The sequence below is a fragment of the Mesorhizobium sp. f-mel genome (assembly GCF_053850215.1).
The window spans coordinates 92,372-114,305 of the sequence record NZ_JBSPTO010000011.1 but is presented as its reverse complement, the minus strand read 5'-3'; the positions used below and the strand labels follow the sequence as shown (position 1 = coordinate 114,305).

The 21,934-nt window shown below is 63.0% G+C and carries 30 protein-coding genes; 22 read left to right on the top strand and 8 right to left on the bottom strand.

What is annotated here, in order from left to right:
• Positions 1-127: 127 nt before the first annotated feature.
• Positions 128-748, top strand: a complete 621-nt coding sequence (locus ACWUKX_RS16190; protein ID WP_456007893.1) for a nucleoside triphosphate hydrolase — start codon at positions 128-130, stop codon at positions 746-748.
• Between the two features lie 49 nt (positions 749-797).
• Here the strand turns inward: ACWUKX_RS16190 and ACWUKX_RS16185 are convergent, their stop codons facing one another.
• Positions 798-1,112 carry a hypothetical protein gene (locus tag ACWUKX_RS16185; RefSeq protein ID WP_456007892.1) on the bottom strand — a complete coding sequence of 105 codons (315 nt, stop codon included), beginning with the start codon at positions 1,110-1,112 and terminating at the stop codon, positions 798-800.
• Between ACWUKX_RS16185 and ACWUKX_RS16180 the strand changes: the two genes are divergently transcribed.
• The gene (locus ACWUKX_RS16180; RefSeq protein ID WP_287100252.1) at positions 1,099-1,227 is read left to right on the top strand and encodes a hypothetical protein; all 129 of its coding nucleotides are present in this window, start codon (positions 1,099-1,101) and stop codon (positions 1,225-1,227) included. The two genes, ACWUKX_RS16185 and ACWUKX_RS16180, sit on opposite strands and share 14 nt — an antisense overlap.
• Before the next feature lie 34 nt (positions 1,228-1,261).
• Here ACWUKX_RS16180 and ACWUKX_RS16175 read toward each other — a convergent pair whose 3' ends face one another.
• The 3 genes from ACWUKX_RS16175 to ACWUKX_RS16165 form a co-directional block, all read right to left on the bottom strand.
• On the bottom strand, positions 1,262-1,966 hold the full coding sequence (locus ACWUKX_RS16175) for a glutathione S-transferase family protein (protein WP_456007891.1): 705 nt from the start codon (positions 1,964-1,966) through the stop codon (positions 1,262-1,264).
• 91 nt (positions 1,967-2,057) lie between these two features.
• Complete coding sequence (locus tag ACWUKX_RS16170; protein WP_287093136.1) at positions 2,058-3,266, bottom strand: beta-ketoacyl-[acyl-carrier-protein] synthase family protein; 1,209 nt, start codon at positions 3,264-3,266, stop codon at positions 2,058-2,060.
• Between the two features lie 4 nt (positions 3,267-3,270).
• On the bottom strand, positions 3,271-3,525 hold the full coding sequence (locus tag ACWUKX_RS16165) for an acyl carrier protein (protein WP_065011664.1): 255 nt from the start codon (positions 3,523-3,525) through the stop codon (positions 3,271-3,273).
• Positions 3,526-3,997: 472 nt separating this feature from the next.
• Here ACWUKX_RS16165 and ACWUKX_RS16160 point away from each other — a divergent pair, with 472 nt between their 5' ends.
• From ACWUKX_RS16160 to ACWUKX_RS16140, 5 genes are read left to right on the top strand one after another with little or no spacing between them, the layout of a single operon-like run.
• Positions 3,998-4,840 carry an urease accessory protein UreD gene (locus ACWUKX_RS16160; RefSeq protein WP_456007931.1) on the top strand — a complete coding sequence of 281 codons (843 nt, stop codon included), beginning with the start codon at positions 3,998-4,000 and terminating at the stop codon, positions 4,838-4,840.
• A gap of 28 nt (positions 4,841-4,868) precedes the next feature.
• On the top strand, positions 4,869-5,171 hold the full coding sequence (locus tag ACWUKX_RS16155; RefSeq protein ID WP_023801505.1) for an urease subunit gamma: 303 nt from the start codon (positions 4,869-4,871) through the stop codon (positions 5,169-5,171).
• Between the two features lie 10 nt (positions 5,172-5,181).
• Entirely contained in the window at positions 5,182-5,439 is a 258-nt protein-coding gene (locus ACWUKX_RS16150; protein ID WP_258121039.1) for a DUF1272 domain-containing protein, read from the top strand.
• Positions 5,440-5,470: 31 nt separating this feature from the next.
• Entirely contained in the window at positions 5,471-6,064 is a 594-nt protein-coding gene (locus ACWUKX_RS16145) for a HupE/UreJ family protein (RefSeq protein ID WP_456007890.1), read from the top strand.
• 8 nt (positions 6,065-6,072) lie between these two features.
• Entirely contained in the window at positions 6,073-6,378 is a 306-nt protein-coding gene (locus ACWUKX_RS16140; protein ID WP_127317537.1) for an urease subunit beta, read from the top strand.
• Between the two features lie 26 nt (positions 6,379-6,404).
• Here ACWUKX_RS16140 and ACWUKX_RS16135 read toward each other — a convergent pair whose 3' ends face one another.
• Positions 6,405-6,899, bottom strand: coding sequence for a hypothetical protein (locus tag ACWUKX_RS16135; protein ID WP_456007889.1), 495 nt, complete (start codon positions 6,897-6,899; stop codon positions 6,405-6,407).
• A gap of 126 nt (positions 6,900-7,025) precedes the next feature.
• Positions 7,026-7,409 (bottom strand): hypothetical protein, encoded by a 384-nt coding sequence (locus ACWUKX_RS16130; RefSeq protein ID WP_456007888.1) that lies wholly within the window; start codon positions 7,407-7,409, stop codon positions 7,026-7,028.
• 176 nt (positions 7,410-7,585) lie between these two features.
• On the opposite strand from ACWUKX_RS16130, the gene ureC reads away from it, so the two are divergent.
• From ureC to ACWUKX_RS16090, 8 genes are all read left to right on the top strand, one after another.
• On the top strand, positions 7,586-9,298 hold the full coding sequence (gene ureC, locus ACWUKX_RS16125; RefSeq protein WP_456007887.1) for an urease subunit alpha: 1,713 nt from the start codon (positions 7,586-7,588) through the stop codon (positions 9,296-9,298).
• A gap of 46 nt (positions 9,299-9,344) precedes the next feature.
• Complete coding sequence (locus ACWUKX_RS16120; RefSeq protein WP_456007886.1) at positions 9,345-9,938, top strand: hypothetical protein; 594 nt, start codon at positions 9,345-9,347, stop codon at positions 9,936-9,938.
• A 117-nt stretch (positions 9,939-10,055) separates the two neighbouring features.
• Entirely contained in the window at positions 10,056-10,634 is a 579-nt protein-coding gene (gene ureE / locus ACWUKX_RS16115) for an urease accessory protein UreE (protein ID WP_456007885.1), read from the top strand.
• Positions 10,627-11,298: an urease accessory protein UreF gene (locus tag ACWUKX_RS16110; protein ID WP_456007884.1), complete on the top strand. Its 672-nt coding sequence runs from the start codon at positions 10,627-10,629 to the stop codon at positions 11,296-11,298. Before ureE ends, ACWUKX_RS16110 begins: the two co-directional genes overlap by 8 nt.
• A complete protein-coding gene (locus ACWUKX_RS16105; RefSeq protein ID WP_456007883.1) occupies positions 11,295-11,756 on the top strand; it encodes a hypothetical protein in 462 nt (153 codons plus the stop codon). Before ACWUKX_RS16110 ends, ACWUKX_RS16105 begins: the two co-directional genes overlap by 4 nt.
• Positions 11,753-12,193: a DUF3995 domain-containing protein gene (locus ACWUKX_RS16100; RefSeq protein ID WP_456007882.1), complete on the top strand. Its 441-nt coding sequence runs from the start codon at positions 11,753-11,755 to the stop codon at positions 12,191-12,193. Before ACWUKX_RS16105 ends, ACWUKX_RS16100 begins: the two co-directional genes overlap by 4 nt.
• Entirely contained in the window at positions 12,190-12,831 is a 642-nt protein-coding gene (ureG, locus tag ACWUKX_RS16095) for an urease accessory protein UreG (protein WP_456007881.1), read from the top strand. The genes ACWUKX_RS16100 and ureG overlap by 4 nt, the downstream gene beginning before the upstream one ends.
• Before the next feature lie 85 nt (positions 12,832-12,916).
• Entirely contained in the window at positions 12,917-13,684 is a 768-nt protein-coding gene (locus ACWUKX_RS16090) for a class II aldolase and adducin N-terminal domain-containing protein (protein WP_029347185.1), read from the top strand.
• Positions 13,685-13,687: 3 nt separating this feature from the next.
• On the opposite strand, the gene ACWUKX_RS16085 is transcribed toward ACWUKX_RS16090, so the two are convergent.
• Positions 13,688-14,320, bottom strand: coding sequence for an HAD family hydrolase (locus ACWUKX_RS16085; RefSeq protein ID WP_456007880.1), 633 nt, complete (start codon positions 14,318-14,320; stop codon positions 13,688-13,690).
• Between the two features lie 248 nt (positions 14,321-14,568).
• On the opposite strand from ACWUKX_RS16085, the gene ACWUKX_RS16080 reads away from it, so the two are divergent.
• Positions 14,569-15,525, top strand: coding sequence for a sugar-binding transcriptional regulator (locus tag ACWUKX_RS16080; RefSeq protein WP_456007879.1), 957 nt, complete (start codon positions 14,569-14,571; stop codon positions 15,523-15,525).
• Between the two features lie 21 nt (positions 15,526-15,546).
• On the opposite strand, the gene ACWUKX_RS16075 is transcribed toward ACWUKX_RS16080, so the two are convergent.
• A complete protein-coding gene (locus ACWUKX_RS16075; RefSeq protein ID WP_287200717.1) occupies positions 15,547-15,732 on the bottom strand; it encodes a hypothetical protein in 186 nt (61 codons plus the stop codon).
• A 110-nt stretch (positions 15,733-15,842) separates the two neighbouring features.
• Here ACWUKX_RS16075 and gcvA point away from each other — a divergent pair, with 110 nt between their 5' ends.
• The 6 genes from gcvA (at position 15,843) to ACWUKX_RS16045 (ending at position 21,934) form a co-directional block, all read left to right on the top strand.
• Positions 15,843-16,751 carry a transcriptional regulator GcvA gene (gcvA, locus tag ACWUKX_RS16070; protein WP_029347193.1) on the top strand — a complete coding sequence of 303 codons (909 nt, stop codon included), beginning with the start codon at positions 15,843-15,845 and terminating at the stop codon, positions 16,749-16,751.
• Positions 16,752-16,970: 219 nt separating this feature from the next.
• Positions 16,971-18,281 (top strand): ABC transporter substrate-binding protein, encoded by a 1,311-nt coding sequence (locus tag ACWUKX_RS16065; RefSeq protein ID WP_456007878.1) that lies wholly within the window; start codon positions 16,971-16,973, stop codon positions 18,279-18,281.
• Positions 18,282-18,403: 122 nt separating this feature from the next.
• Positions 18,404-19,276 carry a carbohydrate ABC transporter permease gene (locus ACWUKX_RS16060; protein ID WP_127207932.1) on the top strand — a complete coding sequence of 291 codons (873 nt, stop codon included), beginning with the start codon at positions 18,404-18,406 and terminating at the stop codon, positions 19,274-19,276.
• A gap of 11 nt (positions 19,277-19,287) precedes the next feature.
• Positions 19,288-20,112: a carbohydrate ABC transporter permease gene (locus ACWUKX_RS16055; RefSeq protein WP_023801521.1), complete on the top strand. Its 825-nt coding sequence runs from the start codon at positions 19,288-19,290 to the stop codon at positions 20,110-20,112.
• Between the two features lie 50 nt (positions 20,113-20,162).
• Entirely contained in the window at positions 20,163-21,167 is a 1,005-nt protein-coding gene (locus ACWUKX_RS16050) for an ABC transporter ATP-binding protein (RefSeq protein ID WP_456007877.1), read from the top strand.
• Positions 21,164-21,934, top strand: a complete 771-nt coding sequence (locus ACWUKX_RS16045) for an L-iditol 2-dehydrogenase (RefSeq protein ID WP_456007876.1) — start codon at positions 21,164-21,166, stop codon at positions 21,932-21,934. Before ACWUKX_RS16050 ends, ACWUKX_RS16045 begins: the two co-directional genes overlap by 4 nt.

The window sequence follows — 21,934 nt, the reverse complement described above, 5'->3', positions numbered from 1 at the left end:
TGCCCGGCAGGGCAATGAGGGGCGGCGTCGACCTCTCCAATTGGTCGATCTTCAATAAGCCCAGATTTGAAATTCCCGCGAACTATCGCCAAGATGCGATTCAAAACACCCGGCCAGAAAGGCTCCGATGTCCGAGATTGCCCACCTCGCCGCCACCATCTTCAAGCGCGCTGGCAAGGCGCAGCGTTTTGTCGTTGCCATCGCCGGTCCTCCGGGCGCCGGCAAGTCGACGATTTCGGCCCGCCTGCATGAGCTGCTGCCGGAAGGTGCGGCCGAAATCGTGCCGATGGATGGCTTCCATTACGACGATATCGTGCTCGAGCAGCGCGGCCTGCGCGCGCGAAAGGGCGCTCCGGAAACCTTCGACTTTGCCGGCTTCGAAACCTTGCTGAAGCGCATCCGCGCGGCCGAGCCCGACATCGCCATTCCGGTGTTCGACCGCAGCATGGAGCTGTCGCGCGCGGCCGCTTCGATCATCGCCGCCGACACCAAGTTCATCCTGGTCGAAGGCAATTATCTCTTGCTTGACGAAGAACCTTGGTCGCGGCTGGCGCCGCTGTTCGATTTCTCCATTTTCGTCGATGTGCCGCGCGCTGAGCTCGAGCGTCGGCTGCTTGAGCGATGGCATGAGCATGGCCGCTCCGACGAGGACGCCCGCGCCTGGATCGCCTCCAACGACATGCCCAACATCGACCGCGTGCTTGCCCGCCGCCGCCCCGCCGATCTGGTGATCGGCGATCAAGCCTGATTCGCAGGACTGCCGGTGCCTGGAACCTTAGGACATTCCGGCCGTTATGTCAGATACGGCAATGATGCTGACATGAGGAAAACTGTCCGATGGCAACTCCGATGGCAACCAAGGCAAGAAAGCCTGCGCCCGGCAAGGGCAGGGCAACCCGATCAAAGGCAACTGAATCAAAGGCCACTGAATCGAAGACGGGCGCTGGCCCGGCGGTCGCCGCCCGATCCAAGGATGCGGCAAAGTCCAGTTTTGGCAAGGCAGCACCGAAGAAAGTGACACCGACCGCAGCCAACGCCACGGCAAAACCGGTCAAGCCCAGGAAATCGGCAAGCGGCGGCTCGATGGCGGACACCGCAATGCGCACGGTCAAAACGACGGCCAATGTCGCGGCCGGTGCGGTTGTCGCCACCGCCAGGAGCGCTGCGTCTCTTGCCGCTTCCGTCATGGGCAAGGGCGGCTCAAAACCCAAAACCAAGGCAAAATAGGCCCAGCCGTTCTCGGCGCCTGCTGCCGATTGAGCTAGCCCCGGGCGGGGATACTAAGACCCTTTTGCACCGCCGGGCGGGCAAGGCCGCGTTCCAGCCATGCCGCGACATTGCGAAAGTCGTCGAAGCCGACAAGCTCCCTTGCCTCATAAAAACCGATCAGATTGCGCACCCAGCCCAGCATCGAGATATCGGCGATGGTGTAATCGTCGTCCATGATCCAGCTGCGGCCCTTTAGCCTCGTCTCGAGCACACCGATCAGCCGCCGCGATTCGTCGCGATAGCGCGCCAGCGGCCGCTTGTCGGCGATCTCGCGTCCGGCGAATTTGTGGAAGAAGCCGACCTGCCCGAACATCGGCCCGATCGAGGCCATCTGGAAGAACACCCACTGGATCGTTTCGTAACGCCGCGCCGGGTCGGCCGGGATCAGCTTGCCGGTCTTGTCGGTGAGATAGAGCAGGATGGCGCCGGATTCGAACAGCCCGATCGGCTTGCCGCCCGGGCCGTCCGGATCGATCATCGCCGGGATCTTGCCGTTGGGGTTCAGCGACAGGAATTCCGGCGTCCAGCTTTCTTTCTTGCCGATGTTCACCGCATGCGCCTCGTATGGCAGGCCGAGTTCCTCCAGCGCGATCGACACCTTCACACCGTTCGGCGTCGGGAACGAATAGAGCTGGATGCGGTCGGGATGGCTGGCCGGCCAGCGCGTGGCGATCGGAAAGGCGGACAGGTCGGTCATCGAAACTCCTGGGCGGGATTTTTCGCGCGCAAGCGCGCGGTCGTGGGCGAGTGGCAAGAAGTCTCGCCGTATCTGGATGATCCGGTTGCGGTCAGACCGCCTTGAACGCCAGCACCGCATTGGTGCCGCCGAAGGCGAAGCCGTTGCTGATCGCCGCGCGCACCTTGCGCTCGCGCGCCACATTCGGCGTGATGTCGAGATCGCAATCGGCATCGGTTTCGCGAAAATTGGCCGTCGGCGGCACGATGCCTTCGCGGATCGCCATTACGCAGGCGATCAGCTCCAGGGCGCCCGACGCGCCGAGGCAGTGGGCGTGCATCGATTTGGTCGAGGAGATCGAAAGCCTGGAGGCATGGTCGCCGAAGACGCGCTTGATCGCCGCCGTCTCGATCTGGTCGTTGGCCTTGGTGCCGGTGCCATGCGCATTGATATAGTCGATGTCTTCCGGGTTGAGCCTGGCATCGACGAGGCAGAAGCGCATCGCCGCCTCCGGCCCTTCGATGGTCGGCGCGACGATGTCGGAGGCATCGCCGGAAAGGCCGGCGCCGGCAATTTCGGCCAGAATCGTGGCGCCGCGCGCCATGGCATGCTCGTAGGTTTCCAGCACAACCATGCCGGCGCCTTCGCCGAGCACCAGGCCCTGGCGATCGGCCGAAAACGGCCGGCAGGTGTCGGGCGCCAGCACCCGCAGCGCCTCCCAGCCTTTCAGGATGCCCCAGACCAGTGGCGCATCGGTGCCGCCGGCGAGCATGATATCGGCGCGGCCGAGCCTGATCTGGTCGACAGCCGAGGCAATGGCGTGGTTGGACGAGGAGCAGGCCGAGGTGATGCCGAAGACCGGTCCGCGCAGGCCGAGATTCATGCTGACATGGCCGGCCGCGGCACCCGGCATCACTTTCGGCACGGTGAAGATGCCGGCGCGATTCTTGCCTTCGAGCAGGATGGCGCGATAGCTCTCTTCAATCGCCTCCCAGCCGCAAACGCCGACGCCGACGATGGCGCCCATCCGGTAGGTGTTGGCTGCGTGCGAGGTCAAGCCAGCCTGTTGCGCGGCTTCCCGCGCGGCGATCGTCGCCAGCAGGCTGAAGCGATCCATCGACACGACCTGCTTGCGGTCGATACCGTGATCGGGAAGCGTCTTGATTTCGCAGCCGACCCTGACTTTCAGGTCATGCAGCTCCGAATTGACGATCGGGCCGATGGCCGAGCGGCCGTCGCGCATCTCGCCCCAGATTGCGGGCGCATTGGTGCCGAGCCCGCATATGCCGCCGATGCCGGTAATGACGACGCGCTTGTGCATTCAGTCAGGCTTTATTCGCGATGAGCGCGCGAACCGCCTCGACCATGTCGCCGACGTTCTTCAGGTTGCTCCAGGCATCGACCGTGTTCATCTCGATCTCGATGCCATACTGTTCCTCGAGATCGAAGATGATCTCCGTCAGTTCCAGCGAATGGATGCCAAGTGAGGTCAGTTCGGTGCTGGTGGTGATTTCTTCGCCACCCGGCTCGGCATGAGCTTTGATCTTCGCGATGATGTCCGTTGCCAGCTGGTCAGCCATTCGGTTCCTTCCCCAACCTTGTCGTTTCTCGACGCCGACTGATCGGCGCCTCTTTTTCCCCAGGTTCAGATCGTCACCGTCGCCTTTTATCCCGCCAGGCGCTGTGTGACCGTACCAAGACGGCTCCTCTATAGAAACCGAAACGTTGTCAAGCAACAAGCTATATGTCGACAAAGCCGGCGGTGTGGTCTGGATTTGAGGTTCCTACGACTTTGATGGCACCAGCGGTTAGGAACCTCAAATCCAAACCATACCAGAATCCAATAAGTTGCCAGCGCATGACCCCGGAAACCGGAATCGGTTTCCGGAAAGGATCATGCGCCAACTGGAAAGTGCTGGAGCGTCCTTTGCGCGTCCAAGGGGACGCGCGGCGCTCCAGTATGGCTTTGAATCCGAAATTCGTTCATTACGCTGCTCCAAAGTGATGCGAATTTCGGATTCAAACCATATGAGTGTGGTTATCGTTGGCGCCATGGATATGATCGAACGTGGCCTGACCTTTGTCCCGCCTGCCCAGCGGGTCGCCGGAACGGCGCAGCTTGCTTGTGACAGGAATGGCGGCCGCACGCGTCTTCGGCGGCTTTATCAGGATGGTTCCGCCAAGATCCGCATGCCGGCCGTCTCGGCCGATCCGCTCGAAGCCGTCCTGATCAACACCGCCGGCGGGCTGACCGGCGGCGACCGCCTCGGCTGGGAGGTCGATGTCGGCGCCGGCGCCTCCGCCACCATAACCACCCAGGCCTGCGAGAAGGTCTACCGCGCCGCATCCGATCGTGCCGATGTGCGGGTGAAGCTGACAGTCGGCGCTGGCGGCCGCATCGGCTGGCTGCCGCAGGAAACTATCGTCTTTGATCGATCGGCCTTTGCCCGCAGGATCGACCTGGAGCTTGCCGCCGGTGCCGAGGCGCTGGTGCTCGAGGCGACCGTCTTCGGCCGCCTCGCCATGGGCGAACGCGCGGCGCACGGCAATTTCCATGACCGCTGGCGGGTCAGCCAGGACGGAGCGCTCGTTCATGCCGAGGATTTCCGCATCGGGCCCGGCATTGCGGCCATTCTGGGCCGTTCGGCCGTGGCCGGCGGCGCCATCGCCATGGCGACGGTGCTGATGATCTCACCGCGGGTGGAGGCTTTTCTGGATCCGGCCCGGGACATCATCGGCGGCCAGGGCGACGCCAGCGTCTGGAGCGTGAAGAAATCTGGCAAGCTTCTTGCGAGGCTGTTTGCCGAGGACGGCTACCAGCTCCGCAAGCGGCTGGTTCCGCTTGTCGAATTGCTCAACGGACGGGCGGGTCTGCCCAAATTATGGTCACTCTGATTCCGATTATGTCATTCCAGGGAAAAGCATGAACCTGACGCCAAGGGAAAAGGACAAGCTGCTGATCGCCATGGCGGCGATTGTGGCGCGCAAGCGGCTCGAACGCGGTGTCAAGCTCAATCACCCGGAGGCGATCGCGCTGATCACCGACTTCGTCGTCGAGGGCGCCCGCGACGGCCGCCAGGTCGCCGAGCTGATGGAGGCCGGCGCCCATGTCGTCACCCGCGCACAGGTGATGGAGGGCATTGCCGAGATGATCCACGACGTCCAGGTCGAGGCGACGTTTCCCGACGGCACCAAGCTGGTGACCGTGCATGAACCGATAAGGTGAGGAGAGGAAAATGCTTGAACTGCGCCCCAACTGCGAATGCTGCGACAAGGACCTGCCGCCTGAGGCGACGGATGCGCTGATCTGCACCTTCGAGTGTACCTTTTGCGCCGATTGCGCGGCAAACGTGCTGGGCGGCGTCTGCCCGAATTGCGGCGGCAATTTTTCAGCGCGCCCGATCCGGCCGGCAGCGATGCTGACGAAACATCCCGCCTCGACAAAGCGCGTCCTCAAGGCCGAAGGCTGCGGCCCGGCCCGCAAGGCAGCGTGACGGCACGATCCTGATAACGGAAGGCATATCGATGGTTCCCGCAACGATCAAACGCACGTCGCTCTCGGCGATCCTGCTTCTCGCCGCCGCGATGCCCGCCCATGCTCATGTCGGCATCGGCACGACCGCGTCCTTGTCAGCCGGCTTCATGCATCCGCTCTCCGGCCTCGACCACATGGCGGTCATGATCGCGGTCGGGTTGTGGGCGGCGCTCAACGGCGGCAAGGCGGTTGTCGCCTGGCCGCTCGCCTTCGTCGGCGTCATGCTGGCGGGCAGTACGCTCGGCACGCTGCAGGTGCCGGTGCCGTTCGTCGAGCCGGGCATACTGGCGTCCGTGGTGGCGCTGGGACTGCTGGTCGCGCTCGCGGTCGATCTTCCGGTCACGGCCGGCGTCGCCATCATCGGCCTGTTCGCGCTGTTCCACGGTCATGCCCATGGCACCGAGGTGCCTGAAAACGCCGGCGGGCTCGGCTATATGGCCGGCTTTGCTGTCGCCACCGCGCTGCTCCATGCCGCCGGCCTCGCTGCCGGTCTTGGCCTCGGCATCAGATTTCCGGGCCTTGCCCGCGCCGCTGGCGGCGCCTGTGCTGCCATCGGTGCCGGCCTCGCCTTCGGCGTCTTGTGAGGCTGGCGATGATCCCGGGCGAAATCATCACGGCAGGCGGCGAGATCGAACTCAACAAGGGCCAGCCGACCGTCACCTTGAAAGTGGCCAACAGCGGCGACCGGCCGGTCCAGGTCGGCAGCCACTATCACTTCTTCGAGACCAATGAGGGGCTGAAATTCGATCGCGACAAGGCGCGCGGCATGCGCCTCGACATCGCCGCCGGCACGGCGATGCGCTTCGAGCCCGGCCAGGAGCGCGACGTCACTTTGGTGCCGCTCGGCGGCAAGCGCGAGGTCTACGGGTTCCAGCAGAAGATCATGGGCGCGCTGTGAGATCGAAGGCGTCGAGCAGTTTCGGCTCAGCTGGGCGGCTTGGCCGCCGCGTAGATGACGACCTTTCCAGGATCATCGAATTCCACGGCGAGAACGTCTTCGGTCTGCACGCGTCGAGAGTCGATGGCGTTGAACAGCAATGCGTTCGCCTCGATCTCCTCGCGCAGTTCCGCAATGTCGTCCTGATGCTGCTCGACCTTGCTTTCTATCGCCGGCGGCAGACCGCCTTCCGTGCGCGCTGCGTCGGTGAGGAACACGATATCGACTTTGTCGAGCTTGGATGTCTTGCGCACCGTACCGATGTTTTCACGCGTCCGGTCGATCGCCGTGGCGACTTTGCCGGCTTCCACAGCCGTGTTGGTCTCTTCCTGGCCAACCTCCGAGCCGATGATCTTGTTGACCGTATCCGGGGCTTCCAGACCCTGTGCATTCAGCGCGGCCTGGGGAACGCTCGCCGCGAGAAAGGCAGTTGCGGCAACCATATGCAGCCATCTGGTGTCGGGGGAGGTGGTGATCGCCATGGCTCGCTCTCAGAGCCTCTTTCGAGACTCGCTTTTACGCCAAAAAGTCGAAACGTATTCTGCCCTGCGAAGGTTCCCTCCCCGATGCGGCAGGCCGGCCTTGTGCCGGCCCGCCACAGCGTATCGTCAGCTCGCTTTCTTGGTGATCAAGGTCAGCGCGCCATTGGTGTCCATGCTGGCGGCGATCACTTGCGCCGAGGTGAGTCCTTTGGCTTCGAGCGCGGATTTGACTTGCGGGGTCGCGTCGATCGAGCTGCGCAATTTCTGCAGGCCGTCCTCGCCGCGCTTGGCGATCACTTCGTTGACCTTCGTCTGCGTTTCCTTGGGCAGTTCCTCGATGTCGATGACGTTCACGGTCTGAATCGCCGGCGCTTCCGGCTGAGCGCCGGGCGCCGCCGGAGCGGGCGAAGCCGGCGGCTCGCCGGGTTGCGGCGCAGGCTGTTGCTGGGCGCTGGCAGCGGTCGCGAGCAGGAGGGTGGCGGCGGCTGCGAGACTTATCGTTTTGCGCATGGATCTTCCTTTCCATCGATTGGCGAACGGTCGTTTTGGGGTGACCCGGCCACCTCAAACGTTAAATGGGATCGGAAGGTGTCGCTCAGCGGGTCATTGCGTGACCATAGGATGGCGACAATGTGCGGCCGGGCTTCGACCGGCTGTATTGGGACGTATTTCGGGAGCAATTGCTGATGGCTAGAATTACCCGCGCCGCCTATGCGCAGATGTACGGCCCGACCGTCGGCGACAAGGTGCGGCTTGCCGATACCGAGCTGTTCATCGAGGTCGAGAAGGATTTCACCCTTCACGGCGAAGAGGTGAAATTCGGCGGCGGCAAGGTCATCCGCGACGGCATGGGCCAGAGCCAGGTATCCCGCGCCCAAGGCGCGGTCGACACCGTGATCACCAATGCACTGGTCGTCGATGCATCAGACGGCGTCTTCAAGGCCGATATCGGCCTCAAGGACGGACGCATCGCCGCGATCGGTAAAGCCGGCAATCCGGACATGCAAAACGGCGTCACCATCATCATCGGCCCCGGCACCGAGATCATCGCCGGCGAAGGCAAGATCCTCACCGCCGGCGGCTTCGACGCGCATATCCACTTCATCTGCCCGCAGCAGATCGAGGAGGCGCTGATGTCAGGCATCACCACCATGCTCGGCGGCGGCACCGGACCGGCGCATGGCACGCTGGCGACGACCTGCACGCCTGGACCGTGGCATCTGGCGCGCATGATTCAATCCTTCGACGCCTTCCCGATGAACATCGGCCTGTCGGGCAAGGGCAACGCGTCCTTGCCGGCCGCGCTTGAAGAGATGGTGCTGGGCGGTGCCTGCTCGCTGAAGTTGCACGAGGACTGGGGCACGACGCCCGCGGCAATCGACTGCTGCCTGTCGGTCGCCGACGACTACGACGTCCAGGTGATGATCCACACCGACACGCTGAACGAATCCGGCTTTGTCGAAAACACGGTGGCGGCGGTCAAGGGCCGCACCATCCACGCCTTCCACACCGAAGGCGCCGGCGGCGGCCATGCGCCCGATATCATCAAGGTTTGCGGCCTGCCCAATGTCATCCCGTCCTCGACCAATCCGACCCGGCCCTACACCGTCAACACGCTGGCCGAGCATCTCGACATGCTGATGGTCTGCCATCATCTGTCGCCGTCGATCCCCGAAGACATTGCCTTTGCCGAAAGCCGCATCCGCAAGGAGACCATCGCCGCCGAAGACATTTTGCACGACATTGGTGCCTTCTCGATCATCTCGTCCGACAGCCAGGCGATGGGCCGCGTCGGCGAAGTGGCGATCCGCACTTGGCAGACCGCCGACAAGATGAAGCGCCAGCGCGGTTCGCTGCCGCAGGAAACCGGCGACAACGACAATTTCCGCGTCCGCCGCTACATCGCCAAATACACGATCAACCCGGCCATCGCGCATGGCCTGTCGAACGAGATCGGCTCGGTGGCGGTCGGCAAGCGCGCCGATCTGGTGCTGTGGAACCCGGCTTTCTTCGGCGTCAAGCCGGATATGGTGCTGATCGGCGGCATGATCGCCGCCGCCCCGATGGGCGACCCCAACGCCTCGATCCCGACACCGCAGCCGATGCACTACCGGCCGATGTTCGGCGCCTATGGCAAGGCGATGACCAATTCGTCGGTGACCTTCGTTTCCAGGGCGGCGCTCGATGCCGGCCTGCGCGGCCGGCTCGGCGTCGACAAGCAGATGGTCGCCGTCGAGAACACCCGCGGCGGCATCGGCAAGCATTCGATGGTGCTCAACGACGCCACCCCGCATGTCGAAGTCGACCCCGAAACCTACGAGGTCCGCGCTGACGGCGAATTGCTCACCTGCGAACCGGCCACCGTGCTGCCGATGGCGCAGAGGTACTTTTTGTTCTGATCCATCGGCGCTATAGCTGACGCAGAACATGCCGCGCCGGGCGCTAATGAACCAGCAACTCCCTTACGCCCACGACATCTTCCCGCACATCCGCATCGTCATGGGCATGGTGATCGGCCTTGGCGTCACGCGGCTGCTGTCGGGGCTGGCCCGCATCGTCCAGCATCCCGGCCAATACCGGCTCTATCCGGTGCATCTGGCCTGGGTTGTGTCGGTGCTCTTGATGCTGGTGCATTTCTGGTGGTGGGAGTTCGGCCTGTTCCAGATCGAGAGCTGGACCTTCGGCAAGTACCTGTTCATCATCTTCTACGCGGTCACGCTGTTCCTGCTCTGCGCGCTGCTGTTTCCGGACTCGATGCTAGACTACACCAGCTACGAGGATTTTTTCTATTCGCGCCGCGCCTGGTTCTTCGGCCTGCTGGCGGCGACCTATCTGCTCGACGTGATCGATACGCTGCTGAAGGGGCCCGAGCATTTCGCCCGCTTCGGTGTTGAATATTTGTTCCGCACGCCGGTGTTCGTCGCGCTTTGCGTCATCGCGATGCTGGTCAGCGATCGCCGCTTCCACATCGCCTTTGTCGCCGCCGCCCTCATCTACCAGATATCGTTTATCCTGCGGCTCTTCGACACGATCGTTTGACCACAGCGGGTCCTTTCGGACGCGCAAAGGACGCTGTAGAAACTTGAATTCGGGGCATGCGCCGGTATTAGGCCGATGTTCGGGATGGTCTAGGCTTTTTGGAAAGGCAGTTTTTACATGAAGCTCGACATCCGCACAGATTTCACCAAATTCCCGCGTGCCGTCTCGGTGCTCGCCGCCGACGAGGCGGGACCGGTCACCCCATATGATCGTGCCGTGCTGGCCCATGACGAGCGGCATCTGCGCCGCCGCGCCATCGAAACGGCCCGTAGCGACAAGGTGCTGGTCGACCTGCCCGAGCCGGTTGCCTTGAACGATGGCGACCGGCTGGTGCTGGAGGATGGCCGCCAAATCGAGATCATTGCGGCCGAGGAACCGCTCTACGATATCCGTGCCAGCGGCCCTGTCCATCTGGCCGAGCTTGCCTGGCATATCGGCAACCGCCACCTGGCTGCCGCCATCGAGGCTAACCGCATCCTGATCCTGCGCGACCATGTCATCAAGACGATGCTGGAAGGGCTGGGTGCGACCGTGAGCGACGTTTCCGAGCCGTTCAAGCCGGTGCGCGGCGCCTATTCCGGGCATGGCGGCCATGGCCATGCTCATGCCGAGGCGCATGCGCACAGCCATGCTGAAGCGCATTCCCACGCCCATGGCGAGTCGCATTCCCACAGCCACTCGCACGACCATGACTGACCAGCCTTCCAACGTCGCTTTGTTGCGGCTGATGGCCTGGCTGTCGCCTGCATTCCCGGTCGGCAGTTTTTCCTACAGCCATGGTCTCGAGCAAGCCGTGCATGCCGGGCTGGTTGCCAATAGCAAAGACCTCGCCGCATGGCTGGAGACGCTGGTCGAGATGGGCTCGGGCTGGAACGATGCCGTGCTGTTTGCCGAAAGCTGGCGGCGCGCCCGCCAGGCTGGCGATCTCGCCGAAATCGCCGCACTCGCCGAGGCTTTGGCCGGCTCGCGCGAGCGCCATGCCGAGACCATGCTGCAGGGTGCCGCCTTCCTGAAGGCGGCATCGGCCTGGCCGTGTCAGGTGCCGGACCGTCTGCCGGCCGAGTGCGCCTATTGCGTCGCCGTCGGCGCCGTTTCTGGCGGCAACGCCATTGCCCTGCAAGACGCGCTAGCCGCCTTCCTGCAGACTTTCTTCTCCAACCTCGTCCAGGCCGCGATCCGGCTCGGCGTCGTCGGCCAGACCGGCGCCACCGCGCTGCTCGCCGGCTTCGAACCGCTGGCGCTTGGCGTCGCCGCCCGTGCTGCCGGCTCGACGCTGGATGATCTCGGCGGCTGCGCGTTCGTCTCGGACGTCATGGCGATGAAGCACGAGACGCAATATTCGCGGCTGTTCCGGTCATGAGCCTTAGTGCAAACAGGCTCTGCCTCATCAAGACATTTAACGGCATTCGTCTGTCGCCCATCAGCGTGGTCGGGCACTCGATCGGATCGACAATCAACATCGGCTTCGGCGCGACAACGCCGCACCGCTATGCAAAACGCCTAAGCGGCAAGCGTCGAGTTGGCCATTTCAGACGTGCAGAATGGAATCTCTTTCTTGTCTCCGCCTGTTGGGAGCTACGCAAAACCAACGGTTACTGTCTGCGTTGGTCTGACAATCCGCGCCGGATTGCCAAGGAAATCGAACTGTCGGTCGGCAAGACGGTCATCAGCGTGTCGCTGCGCGGATTGCGGAAACAGGCGGAAATTCGGTTTGCCAATGGCGAGACACTGCGGTTCTGGCCTGACCGCGACGAAGATGGTGGAGGTTGGAATTTGAACATTGGCAAACGCCATCTGTCTGCTGCAGGCCGCTCATGATCGTCCTCGCTTTCGCCCTCTCGCTGGTGCTGCTGCTGATCACCGCGCTGCATGTCTATTGGGGCATTGGCGGCATCTGGCCGGGCAGGGACGCTGCCTCCTGCGCCCGCGCGGTGGTCGGCTTCCGTGGCGTCGACGAAATGCCAGCGCCCTTCGCCAGCTTTGCCGTTGCTACCTGTCTCGGCCTGGCGACTCTGTGGCCGATGGCACTCGAAGGCGTGTTTGCCACGCCCTTTCCCAAGGCTGGGCTCGCCGCGACAGCGCTGCTCATCGCGCTGGTCTTCCTGGCGCGCGGCATTGCCGGCTTTACACCGTGGTGGCGCCGGCTGGCGCCCGAACAGCCTTTCGCCCGGCTCGATGTCAGCTATTATTCGCCGCTCTGCCTTTTGATCGGGCTCGGCTTCGCCGTCCTTGCCATCACGGAGTTCGCTAGATGACACAAGCCAATGGTCCTCTTCGCATCGGCATCGGCGGCCCCGTCGGCTCCGGCAAGACGACGCTCACCGAAAAGCTCTGCAAGGCGCTGCGCGACGAGTTCTCCATCGCCGTGGTCACCAACGATATCTATACCAAGGAAGATGCCATGATGCTGGCCCGGCTTCAGGCGCTGCCGGAGGATCGCATCATTGGGGTCGAGACCGGCGGCTGCCCGCACACCGCCATCCGCGAGGACGCCTCGATCAATCTGCAGGCGATCGCCGAGATGACAAAAAAATTCCCGGATCTCGATATCGTCTTCATCGAATCGGGCGGCGACAATCTTGCCGCCACGTTTTCCCCCGACCTCGCTGATCTGACGCTCTATGTCATCTCCGTCTGCCAAGGCGAGGAAATCCCGCGCAAGGGCGGGCCGGCGATCACCCGGTCCGATTTCCTGGTCATCAACAAGAGCGATCTCGCCCCTTATGTGAACGTCAACCTCGATGTCATGGAGAGCGATGCCGCCCACATGCGCGGCAAGCGGCCGTTCGGTTTCACCGATCTGTCGCGCGGCAGGGGTCTGCAGGAGGTGATCGATTTCATCGTCGAGCATGGCGGGCTGCGCGTCGGTGCCGCCAGAAGCACTGCGGCGTGAGGCAAAGCGCTCGTCTGCACCAAACGAAACCGGTTGCGCGCATCCGCGGCGCGCGGCATCCTTGTTTCTTTCACGGAGGTTTTCGATGAGCATCGCCCGCTTGCAGAAGGAAATGCTGACCAACCTGCCCTTCTACGAGGAGCGCGTCGATCTGGCTTGCGCCTTCCGCTGGACGGCGCGGCTCAACATGCATGAAGCCGTGGCCAATCATTTCTCGCTGGCCGTCAACGATGACGGCTCGCAATTCCTGATGAATCCCAACCAGGTGCATTTCTCACGCATCAAGGCGAGCGACCTGCTGCTGATCGACGCCAACGATCCCGATACGCTCTCCGGCCCGAATGCACCCGACCCGACGGCATGGGGCCTGCATGGCGCCATCCACCGTAATGTGCGTCATGCGCGCTGCGTCATGCATGTGCACTCGATCCACGCCACGGTGCTCGCTTCGCTCGCCGACTCGACGTTGCCGCCGATCGACCAGAACTCGGCGATCTTCTTCAACCGTCACGTCGTCGATGGCCATTATGGCGGGCTCGCCTTCGAGGAAGAGGGCGAACGCTGCTCACAGCTGCTTACCGATCCGAAGGTCAAGGTAATGGTCATGGGCAACCATGGCGTGCTGGTCATCGGCGATAGCGTCGCCGACACCTTCAACCGCATGTTCTATTTCGAACGCGCCGCCGAGACCTACATCAAGGCGCTGTGGACCGGCCGACCGCTGCGGGTCCTGTCGGACGAAATCGCGGAGAAGGCAGCAACGGAGCAGGAAGATTATCCCGGCCAGGCCGAGCGGCACCTTTCCGAACTGAAGGCGATCCTCGACGAGCAGGAGCCGGTTTACCGGAACTGATGCCTAAAGGCCCAGCTCAGCCCGCAACTCGTCGGCGCTGTTGATGACGATCGCGCCGGGCGGCCCTTCCATAGGCGCTTCCGGCCAGAAGATCGTCCTCATCCCCGCCGCCAATCCCGCCGTGACGCCGGTCACGCTGTCGTCGACGGCCACGGCATCGGCCGGATCGACATCGGCCAGCCATGCGGCGCGCAGGAACGGCTCGGCATGCGGCTTGCCTTCGCGCACGTCGTTGCGGCTGACCGTCTTCATGCCGGGATAGAAAAGACCGACCATGCGCAGATTGGCGTCGACGACCAGCCGGTCGGAATTGGACACCACCGCTTGCGCCACGCCAAGCGCGCGCAGCTCGTTGAAGATCTCGATCGCGCCGGGGCGCGGCTTCAGCGTCTCGGCCATCGGCAAATAGTGGTCGTATTTACGCACGATCCAGTCATCGAAGGGCAGGTCGAGGCCGAACTCGTCGCGCAGCATTTCGTAGACCGGCCATGCGGCAATGCCGAGCACCCGCTCATGCAGGTCGGGCGGCGCGGCGATGCCGACGCTGTGCAGCGCCGCAATCAGCGCCGCCTCGTGCAATGGCTCGCTGTCGACCAGCGTGCCGTCCATGTCCCAGAAAACCGCTTTCGGCATCATGCGAGGCTCCTTTGTCCGAATCCCTTAAAGGCTTTGCGTCGGGAGATAAACCGCCGCGCCGACATTGCCGGACTCATGAATTGCCGGACTTCAAAAACTGCTTGGCTACGATCATCCCCTGGAAACACTACAGGCACCTTGAGTACCTACCTAAGCAATTGCTCTGGCGGTAGGCAATTGCGCCCACGCGCATTTCGCCGTAAAAGTAAGGCGCTCCGTCTCGATTGTCGGGGCAGGGAGGCAGCAAGTTGAATTCCCGACAGGACAGCGGCAGCAACAGGCTGGACGATGCGGCGCGCGCCGGCTGGCTCTATTATGTCGCAGGTAACACGCAAGACCAGATCGCCTCGACGCTCGGCATCTCACGACAGACGGCGCAGCGGCTGGTGTCGCTGGCGGTGTCGGAAGGGCTTATCAAGGTCCGTGTCGACCACCCGATCGCCAATTGCCTCGACCTCGCGGCCCGGCTGAAATCGCGCTTCGCGCTCGATCTGGTCGAGGTGGTGCCGAGCGATCCCGCTTCCTCCTCCACCATCGGCGTCGCCGTGGCGGCGGCTGCCGAAATCGAAAGACGGTTGCGCTCGCCGACGCCGATCGTCATGGCGATCGGCACCGGCCGCACGCTGAAGGCAGCGATCGAGCAGCTGCCGCCGATGGAATGTCCGCAGCACAAGGTGGTGTCGCTGACTGGTAACATCTCGCCCGACGGTTCGGCCGCTTTCTACAACGTCATCTTCACCATGGCCGACAGGGTCAAGGCGCGCTCCTTCCCAATGCCGTTGCCGGTCATCGCCTCCTCGCCACAGGAGCGCGAGATGCTGCTCAGCCAACCGATGATCCAACCGACGCTGGCACTTGCCGCGGAAGCCGACGTCACCTTCGTCGGCATCGGCGATCTCGGCCCCAAGGCGCCGCTTTACGAGGACGGCTTCATTTCGGAAAGTGAACTGAGGGCGCTGCAAAAAGCGGGCGGCGTCGCTGAGATCGTCGGCTGGGTGTTCGATCGCGAAGGCCGGATGATCGAGGGCATCACTAATGACAGAGTGTCCTCGGCATCTTTGCCGTCGCGTGAAAAATCGCTGGTGATCGCGCTCGCCATGGGCGAGCGGAAACTGCCGGGCATCCTTGCGGCTGTAAACCGGCGGCTGGTCAACGGTCTCATCACCGACGAGCGGACCGCCGCCGCCTTGCTGGCCACCAGCTGATTTGCGATAAGTCCAGCAAGGCTATTTGCGCCGGCCGTAAGGATCGTTGCCGTCAAGAAAACCCATGTCGCGCTGTAGATGCGGCGGCAATTCCCTGATGTCGAGATAGGCCCGTTTCCTGGGTCCGTGCCGTGCCAATCCCCGCGCCAGCCGCAAAAACCAGTCTCGGCCTGGCGTCAGAAATAGCTTTTCCTGTACCGTGGTCATGATCGTCAGCCTTTGTTATTTCTGGACGAGAGTGATCGTCGACCTCAAATATCGGCTGGATCGGGCCTTGCTGCCAATCAAACGTCGATCACGGCCCATAAGGAGGGCTTATGCCTGAACTCAAGTCACGGCAGGTCTCCCAGCTCCCTCCGCTTCAGGCGATCCGGGTGTTCGAGGCGGTGGCGCGGCATCTTTCCTTCACCAAGGCAGCCGGCGAGCTCGGCATGACGCAGGCGGCGGCGAGCTATCAGATCAAGCTTCTGGAGGAGCGCGTCGGGGCGCCTTTGTTCCTGCGCCGGCCAAGGCAGATCGTGTTGACCGAGGCCGGGCAACGCATGGCGCCTGCGGTCAGCGAGGCGTTCGCCCTGTTGGGTGGAGCCTATGCCGCGGCGCGCAGCGGCGCCGATGGGATGCTCTGCGTCTCGACGCTGCTGACCTTTGCCTCGAACTGGCTGGCGCAGCATCTCGGCTCGTTCCAGGTCGCGCATCCGTCGCTGGCGGTGCGTCTCGATACATCGAACCGCCTCGTCGATTTCGCCCGCGAGGACATCGACATCGCCATCCGTTCGGGCGGCGGAAACTGGCCGGGCGTGGAGGTGCACAAGCTTTTCAATGCGGACTTCACGCCGATGCTGAGCCCGAAACTCGCGGCGACCATCGGCGGGGTGAAGGAGCCGGCCGACCTGTTGCGCCTGCCGATCCTCGATCCCGGCGACATCTGGTGGCGGGACTGGTTTATCGCCGCCGGCCTGCCGGTCGAGGAACTGGCCAAGCGCCCCGGCTCCAGCATGGGGGCGCAGGCCTATGAGGCAAACGCCGCGATTGCCGGGCAGGGCGTGGCGATTGTGACGGCCGCTCTCTTCAAGGCCGAGCTTGCCGATGGCCGCCTGATCCAGCCTTTCGATCTGGTCGGCGACGACGGCCACGCCTACTGGCTGGTCTATCCCCAGGCGCGGCGCAACGTGCCGAAGATCCGCGCTTTTCGCGAATGGATCCTGGCTGAGATTGCGGGCCAGTAGGTCGGCAATTTGTCCAATCAAGTGGGAAATCCGGCATTTCGCGTGCGCCGATAGCCATCCCGCTGTTCTTCAAATACCCCCGAACGCGTCTCGAACCGGATGCCGCACGAGCGCTCGTGCTGCGCTGCAGCAACGAATCCGGCTTGACATAAATCATGCAAAATGAGTAATTGCTCACAGCCAAGGCAAATGCTCAGCTTGGTCTATGGGAGGAATTTGATGAAACTTCGCACGCTCACCCTGGGTCTGTTGTCGGCCAGCACCCTTGCGTTCGCCGCGCATGCCGAATCCATCACCATCGCCACCGTCAACAATGGCGATATGGTCCGCATGCAGACGCTGACCGACGACTTCACCGCCAAGAACCCCGATATCCAGCTCCAATGGGTCACGCTCGAGGAGAACGTGCTGCGCGAGCGCGTCACCACCGACATCGCCACCAAGGGCGGCCAGTACGACGTGATGACCATCGGCACCTACGAAGTTCCGATCTGGGCCAAGCAGAGTTGGCTGCTGCCGCTCGACAAACTCGGCGACGACTATGACGTCAAGGACATCATCCCGGCCATCGCCAACGGCCTGTCGGTCGACGGCAAGCTTTATGCGGCACCGTTCTACGGCGAAAGCTCCTTCGTCATGTACCGCAAGGACCTGATGGCGAAGGCCGGGCTGACCATGCCCGACGCGCCGACCTGGGACTTCATCAAGCAGGCCGCCGAGAAGATGACCGATCGCGCCAACGGCGTGAACGGCGTCTGCTTGCGGGGCAAGGCCGGCTGGGGCGAGAACATGGCCTTCCTGACCGCCATGTCGAACTCCTTCGGCGCACGCTGGTTCGATGAGAACTGGAAGCCGCAATTCGACCAGCCCGAGTGGAAGAACACGCTGCAGTTCTATGTCGACCTGATGAAGGCCAATGGCCCCGAGGGCGCATCTTCGAACGGCTTCAACGAAAACCTGGCGCTGTTCCAGCAGGGCAAGTGCGGCATGTGGATAGACGCCACCGTCGCTGCCTCCTTCGTCTCAGACCCGAAGAACTCCACGGTCGCCGATAAGGTCGGCTATGCGCTGGCGCCCGACAATGGCTTGGGCAAGCGCGGCAACTGGCTGTGGGCCTGGTCGCTGGCCATTCCCGCCGGCACGCAGAAGGCTGACGCGGCTCAGAAGTTCGTGTCCTGGGCAACCAGCAAGGACTATCTCGAGCTCGTCGCATCGAAGGAAGGCTGGGCCAATGTTCCGCCCGGAACGCGCTCCTCGCTCTACGCCAACCCCGAATACCAGAAGGCGGCGCCCTTCGCCAAGATGACGCTGGACTCGATCAACGCCGCCGATCCGACGCATCCGACCGTCAAGCCGGTGCCCTATGTCGGTGTCCAGTTCGTCGCCATCCCTGAGTTCCAGGGCCTTGGCACCACCGTCGGCCAGCTGTTCTCGGCGGCACTCGCCGGCCAGACGAGCGTCGACGACGCCTTGAAGCAGGCCCAGGACGCTGCCACCGCAACGATGACCGAGGGCGGTTATATCCAGTAGGCTCCTCCCGGTGCCGAACGCCGGTTGCCCATCATGGCCGGCAGCAGGGGCCGCCCGAATCCCAGTTCGGGCGGCCACCTTCAAACTCTGAAAATTTGGCTGACCTTTGAAGGGTGACCGTCATGGCTACTCAGCAGACCCGTTCGCTTGCCCGCTTCATGATGGCGCCATCCGTGGTGCTGCTGTTCGTCTGGATGATCGTTCCGCTGGCATTCACCCTGTGGTTCTCCTTCCAGCAGTACAACCCGCTCAATCCGATCCGCGACGGGTTCGTCGGCTTCTCGAACTACGCCCTTTTCTATTCCAATCCGGCATTCCTGCAGTCGATCCTCAACACGCTAATTCTCGTGGCCAGCGTGCTTTTGATCACGGTGATCGGCGGCATCCTGCTGGCGCTGCTGATCGATCAGCCGATGTGGGGACAGGGCATCGTCCGCATCCTCGTCATCTCGCCGTTCTTCGTCATGCCGCCCGTGGCCGCACTGGTCTGGAAGAACATGATCATGCATCCGCAATACGGCGTCTTTGCCGACATTGCGCGCTTCTTCGGCGGGCAGCCGATCGACTGGTTTGGGCAGTATCCCATGCTAGCGATCATCATCATCGTCGCCTGGCAGTGGCTGCCGTTTGCGACATTGATCCTCTTGACGTCCCTGCAGTCGCTCGACGGCGAGCAGAAGGAAGCCGCCGAGATGGACGGGGCCGGCTTCATCAGCCGCTTCATCTATTTGACGCTGCCGCATATGTCGCGCGCCATCACCGTCGTCATCCTGATCCAGACGATCTTCCTTCTGTCGGTCTATGCCGAGATCCTCGTCACCACCAATGGCGGCCCGGGCTACGCCTCCACCAACCTGCCCTTCCTCGTCTACCAGAAGGCGTTGCTGGAGTTCAAAATCGGCCAGGCATCCGCCGGCGGCATCCTCGCGGTCATTCTCGCCAACATCGTCGCCTTCTTCGCCATGCGCGCGGTCGGCAAGAACCTGGACAAATAAGGGAGGAAACGATGGCACGTGCAGTCAGCACCCAACACAAGACGATTGCGACCGCGGCCGCCTGGATCGTCGCCCTGCTGATCTTCTTCCCGATCCTCTATACGATCATCACCTCGTTCAAGTCGGAGCAGGAGGCCATCCAGGGCTTCAACCTGTTTCCGTCGGGAACCACGGAGAGCTATACCGCGGTCGAGGCGCAGAGCGGCTACTTCAAGTTCTTCCTCAACTCCGTGTTCCTGTCGGTCGGCTCGACTATCCTGGCTTTGCTCGTCGCTATACCGGCGGCCTGGTCGATGGCGTTCTCGCCGGGCAAGTGGACCAAGGACATCCTGATGTGGATGCTTTCCACCAAAATGATGCCGGCCGTTGCCGTGCTGTTCCCGATCTACCTGATCTTCCGCGATACCGGATTGCTCGACAGCCGCATCGGTCTGATGATCATGCTGATGCTGATCAACCTGCCGATCGTGGTGTGGATGCTCTACACTTACTTCCGCGAAATCCCGGGCGAGATCCTGGAAGCGGCGCGCATGGATGGCGCATCGCTCTGGAACGAGATCGTCTATGTGCTGACGCCGATGGCTGTGCCGGGCATCGCCTCGACAATGCTGCTCAACATCATCCTGGCATGGAACGAGGCGTTCTGGACGATCCGGCTGACCACCACCGAGGCCGCCCCGCTCACCGCCTTCATCAGTTCCTTCTCAAGCCCTCAAGGGTTGTTCTGGGCCAAGCTGTCGGCGGCCTCGACGCTGGCGATCGCGCCGATCCTGATCATGGGCTGGTTCAGCCAGAAGCAGCTGGTGCGCGGCCTGACATTTGGTGCCGTGAAGTAGCGACGTTGCTCGAAGCATCTGGCGAAAAATAACCCCTCGGGGAGGAAACCATGGGAAACATCACGCTCAAGCACGTCTCCAAGTCGTTCGGGTCGACGATCATCATTCCGGGCATCGACCTGGTCATCGAGAACGGCGAGTTCGTCGTCTTCGTCGGCCCGTCAGGCTGCGGCAAGTCCACGCTGCTGCGACTGATCGCCGGGTTGGAGGATACCACCGCCGGCACCATCAACATCGACGGCCGCGACGTCACCGGCGAGGCGCCGGCCAAGCGCAAGCTGGCCATGGTGTTCCAGTCCTATGCGCTCTACCCGCACATGACGGTGGCCAAGAACATCGCCTTCCCGCTGAAGATGGCGGGAGAGGACCAGGCGACCATCGATCGGAAGGTGAAGGACGCGGCGCGCATCCTGAACCTCACCAACTATCTCGATCGCCGCCCCGGCCAGCTCTCCGGCGGTCAGCGCCAGCGCGTCGCCATCGGCCGCGCCATCGTACGGCAGCCATCGGCTTTCCTGTTCGACGAACCTTTGTCCAACCTCGACGCAGCACTGCGCGGCACCATGCGGCTGGAGATCAGCGAGCTGCATCATCAGCTCAAGACGACGATGATCTACGTCACCCACGACCAGGTCGAGGCGATGACCATGGCCGACAAGATCGTCGTGCTCAATGCCGGCAACATCGAACAGGTCGGCTCGCCGATGGAGCTCTACAAGACGCCGAAGAACCTGTTCGTCGCCGGCTTCATCGGTTCGCCCAAGATGAACCTGATCGAAGGCGCGCCGGCGGCCAAACATGGCGCCAAGACCGTCGGCATCCGTCCCGAGCATATGAACATCTCGAAGACTTCAGGCGAATGGAAAGCCACGGTCGGCGTCGCCGAGCATCTCGGCTCCGACACGTTTTTGCACGTGCAGGCCGACGGTGTCGGGCCGCTGACGGTGCGCGCCGACGGCGAACTGGCCGCCCATCACGGCGACACGATCTATCTGACGGCGGACAAGACCAAGCTGCACCGCTTCGGCGCCGACGGAAAGGCGATGATGCAATGAGGCTCGAGGGTAAATCGGCGCTGATCACCGGATCGGCGCGCGGCATCGGCAGGGCGTTCGCCGAAGCCTATGTTCGCGAGGGCGCCACGGTCGCCATCGGCGACATCAATCTCGAAGCCGCCGAAAAGACCGCTTCGGAGATCGGCGGCAACGCTTACGCCGTGAAACTGGACGTCACCGACCTCGCTTCGATCGAGGCGGCGGTCAAGGCGGTCGAGACAAGGGCCGGCGGGCTGGACATTCTGATCAACAACGCAGCTCTGTTCGACCTGGCGCCGATCGTCGAGATCAGCAAGGCGAGCTACGACAGATTGTTTTCCGTCAATGTCGCCGGCACGCTGTTCATGCTGCAGGCCGGCGCCCGCTCGATGATCGCGGCTGGCCAGGGCGGCAAGATCATCAACATGGCGAGCCAGGCCGGGCGCCGCGGCGAGGCGCTGGTTGCCGTCTATTGCGCTACCAAGGCCGCCGTTATCTCGCTCACTCAGTCGGCGGGACTCGACCTGATCAAGCACCGCATCAACGTCAACGCCATCGCGCCGGGCGTCGTCGACGGCGAGCACTGGGACCATGTCGATGCCCTGTTCGCCAAATACGAGAACCGGCCGAAGGGCGAGAAGAAGAGGCTGGTCGGCGAAGCCGTGCCCTATGGCCGCATGGGCACTGCGCAAGACCTCACCGGCATGGCGGTGTTCCTGGCCAGCGACGAGGCCGAATACATCGTTGCCCAGACCTACAATGTCGATGGCGGCCAGTGGATGAGTTGA

What these genes read in the sequence shown, in the direction of transcription:
- gcvA (WP_029347193.1), top strand. Translation starts at nt 15,843, where the DNA reads ATGCCTGAACTCAAGTCACGGCAGGTCTCCCAGCTCCCTCCGCTTCAG.
- ACWUKX_RS16060 (WP_127207932.1), top strand. Translation starts at nt 18,404, where the DNA reads ATGGCTACTCAGCAGACCCGTTCGCTTGCCCGCTTCATGATGGCGCCA.
- ACWUKX_RS16180 (WP_287100252.1), top strand. Translation starts at nt 1,099, where the DNA reads ATGCGCACGGTCAAAACGACGGCCAATGTCGCGGCCGGTGCGGTTGTC.
- ACWUKX_RS16085 (WP_456007880.1), bottom strand. Translation starts at nt 14,320, where the DNA reads ATGATGCCGAAAGCGGTTTTCTGGGACATGGACGGCACGCTGGTCGAC.
- ACWUKX_RS16065 (WP_456007878.1), top strand. Translation starts at nt 16,971, where the DNA reads ATGAAACTTCGCACGCTCACCCTGGGTCTGTTGTCGGCCAGCACCCTT.
- ACWUKX_RS16140 (WP_127317537.1), top strand. Translation starts at nt 6,073, where the DNA reads ATGATCCCGGGCGAAATCATCACGGCAGGCGGCGAGATCGAACTCAAC.
- ACWUKX_RS16155 (WP_023801505.1), top strand. Translation starts at nt 4,869, where the DNA reads ATGAACCTGACGCCAAGGGAAAAGGACAAGCTGCTGATCGCCATGGCG.
- ACWUKX_RS16130 (WP_456007888.1), bottom strand. Translation starts at nt 7,409, where the DNA reads ATGCGCAAAACGATAAGTCTCGCAGCCGCCGCCACCCTCCTGCTCGCG.
- ACWUKX_RS16150 (WP_258121039.1), top strand. Translation starts at nt 5,182, where the DNA reads ATGCTTGAACTGCGCCCCAACTGCGAATGCTGCGACAAGGACCTGCCG.
- ACWUKX_RS16090 (WP_029347185.1), top strand. Translation starts at nt 12,917, where the DNA reads ATGAGCATCGCCCGCTTGCAGAAGGAAATGCTGACCAACCTGCCCTTC.
- ACWUKX_RS16075 (WP_287200717.1), bottom strand. Translation starts at nt 15,732, where the DNA reads ATGACCACGGTACAGGAAAAGCTATTTCTGACGCCAGGCCGAGACTGG.
- ACWUKX_RS16170 (WP_287093136.1), bottom strand. Translation starts at nt 3,266, where the DNA reads ATGCACAAGCGCGTCGTCATTACCGGCATCGGCGGCATATGCGGGCTC.
- ACWUKX_RS16050 (WP_456007877.1), top strand. Translation starts at nt 20,163, where the DNA reads ATGGGAAACATCACGCTCAAGCACGTCTCCAAGTCGTTCGGGTCGACG.
- ACWUKX_RS16135 (WP_456007889.1), bottom strand. Translation starts at nt 6,899, where the DNA reads ATGGCGATCACCACCTCCCCCGACACCAGATGGCTGCATATGGTTGCC.
- ACWUKX_RS16175 (WP_456007891.1), bottom strand. Translation starts at nt 1,966, where the DNA reads ATGACCGACCTGTCCGCCTTTCCGATCGCCACGCGCTGGCCGGCCAGC.
- ACWUKX_RS16190 (WP_456007893.1), top strand. Translation starts at nt 128, where the DNA reads ATGTCCGAGATTGCCCACCTCGCCGCCACCATCTTCAAGCGCGCTGGC.
- ureC (WP_456007887.1), top strand. Translation starts at nt 7,586, where the DNA reads ATGGCTAGAATTACCCGCGCCGCCTATGCGCAGATGTACGGCCCGACC.
- ureG (WP_456007881.1), top strand. Translation starts at nt 12,190, where the DNA reads ATGACACAAGCCAATGGTCCTCTTCGCATCGGCATCGGCGGCCCCGTC.
- ureE (WP_456007885.1), top strand. Translation starts at nt 10,056, where the DNA reads ATGAAGCTCGACATCCGCACAGATTTCACCAAATTCCCGCGTGCCGTC.
- ACWUKX_RS16055 (WP_023801521.1), top strand. Translation starts at nt 19,288, where the DNA reads ATGGCACGTGCAGTCAGCACCCAACACAAGACGATTGCGACCGCGGCC.
- ACWUKX_RS16160 (WP_456007931.1), top strand. Translation starts at nt 3,998, where the DNA reads ATGGATATGATCGAACGTGGCCTGACCTTTGTCCCGCCTGCCCAGCGG.
- ACWUKX_RS16145 (WP_456007890.1), top strand. Translation starts at nt 5,471, where the DNA reads ATGGTTCCCGCAACGATCAAACGCACGTCGCTCTCGGCGATCCTGCTT.
- ACWUKX_RS16045 (WP_456007876.1), top strand. Translation starts at nt 21,164, where the DNA reads ATGAGGCTCGAGGGTAAATCGGCGCTGATCACCGGATCGGCGCGCGGC.
- ACWUKX_RS16105 (WP_456007883.1), top strand. Translation starts at nt 11,295, where the DNA reads ATGAGCCTTAGTGCAAACAGGCTCTGCCTCATCAAGACATTTAACGGC.
- ACWUKX_RS16100 (WP_456007882.1), top strand. Translation starts at nt 11,753, where the DNA reads ATGATCGTCCTCGCTTTCGCCCTCTCGCTGGTGCTGCTGCTGATCACC.
- ACWUKX_RS16110 (WP_456007884.1), top strand. Translation starts at nt 10,627, where the DNA reads ATGACTGACCAGCCTTCCAACGTCGCTTTGTTGCGGCTGATGGCCTGG.
- ACWUKX_RS16120 (WP_456007886.1), top strand. Translation starts at nt 9,345, where the DNA reads ATGAACCAGCAACTCCCTTACGCCCACGACATCTTCCCGCACATCCGC.
- ACWUKX_RS16165 (WP_065011664.1), bottom strand. Translation starts at nt 3,525, where the DNA reads ATGGCTGACCAGCTGGCAACGGACATCATCGCGAAGATCAAAGCTCAT.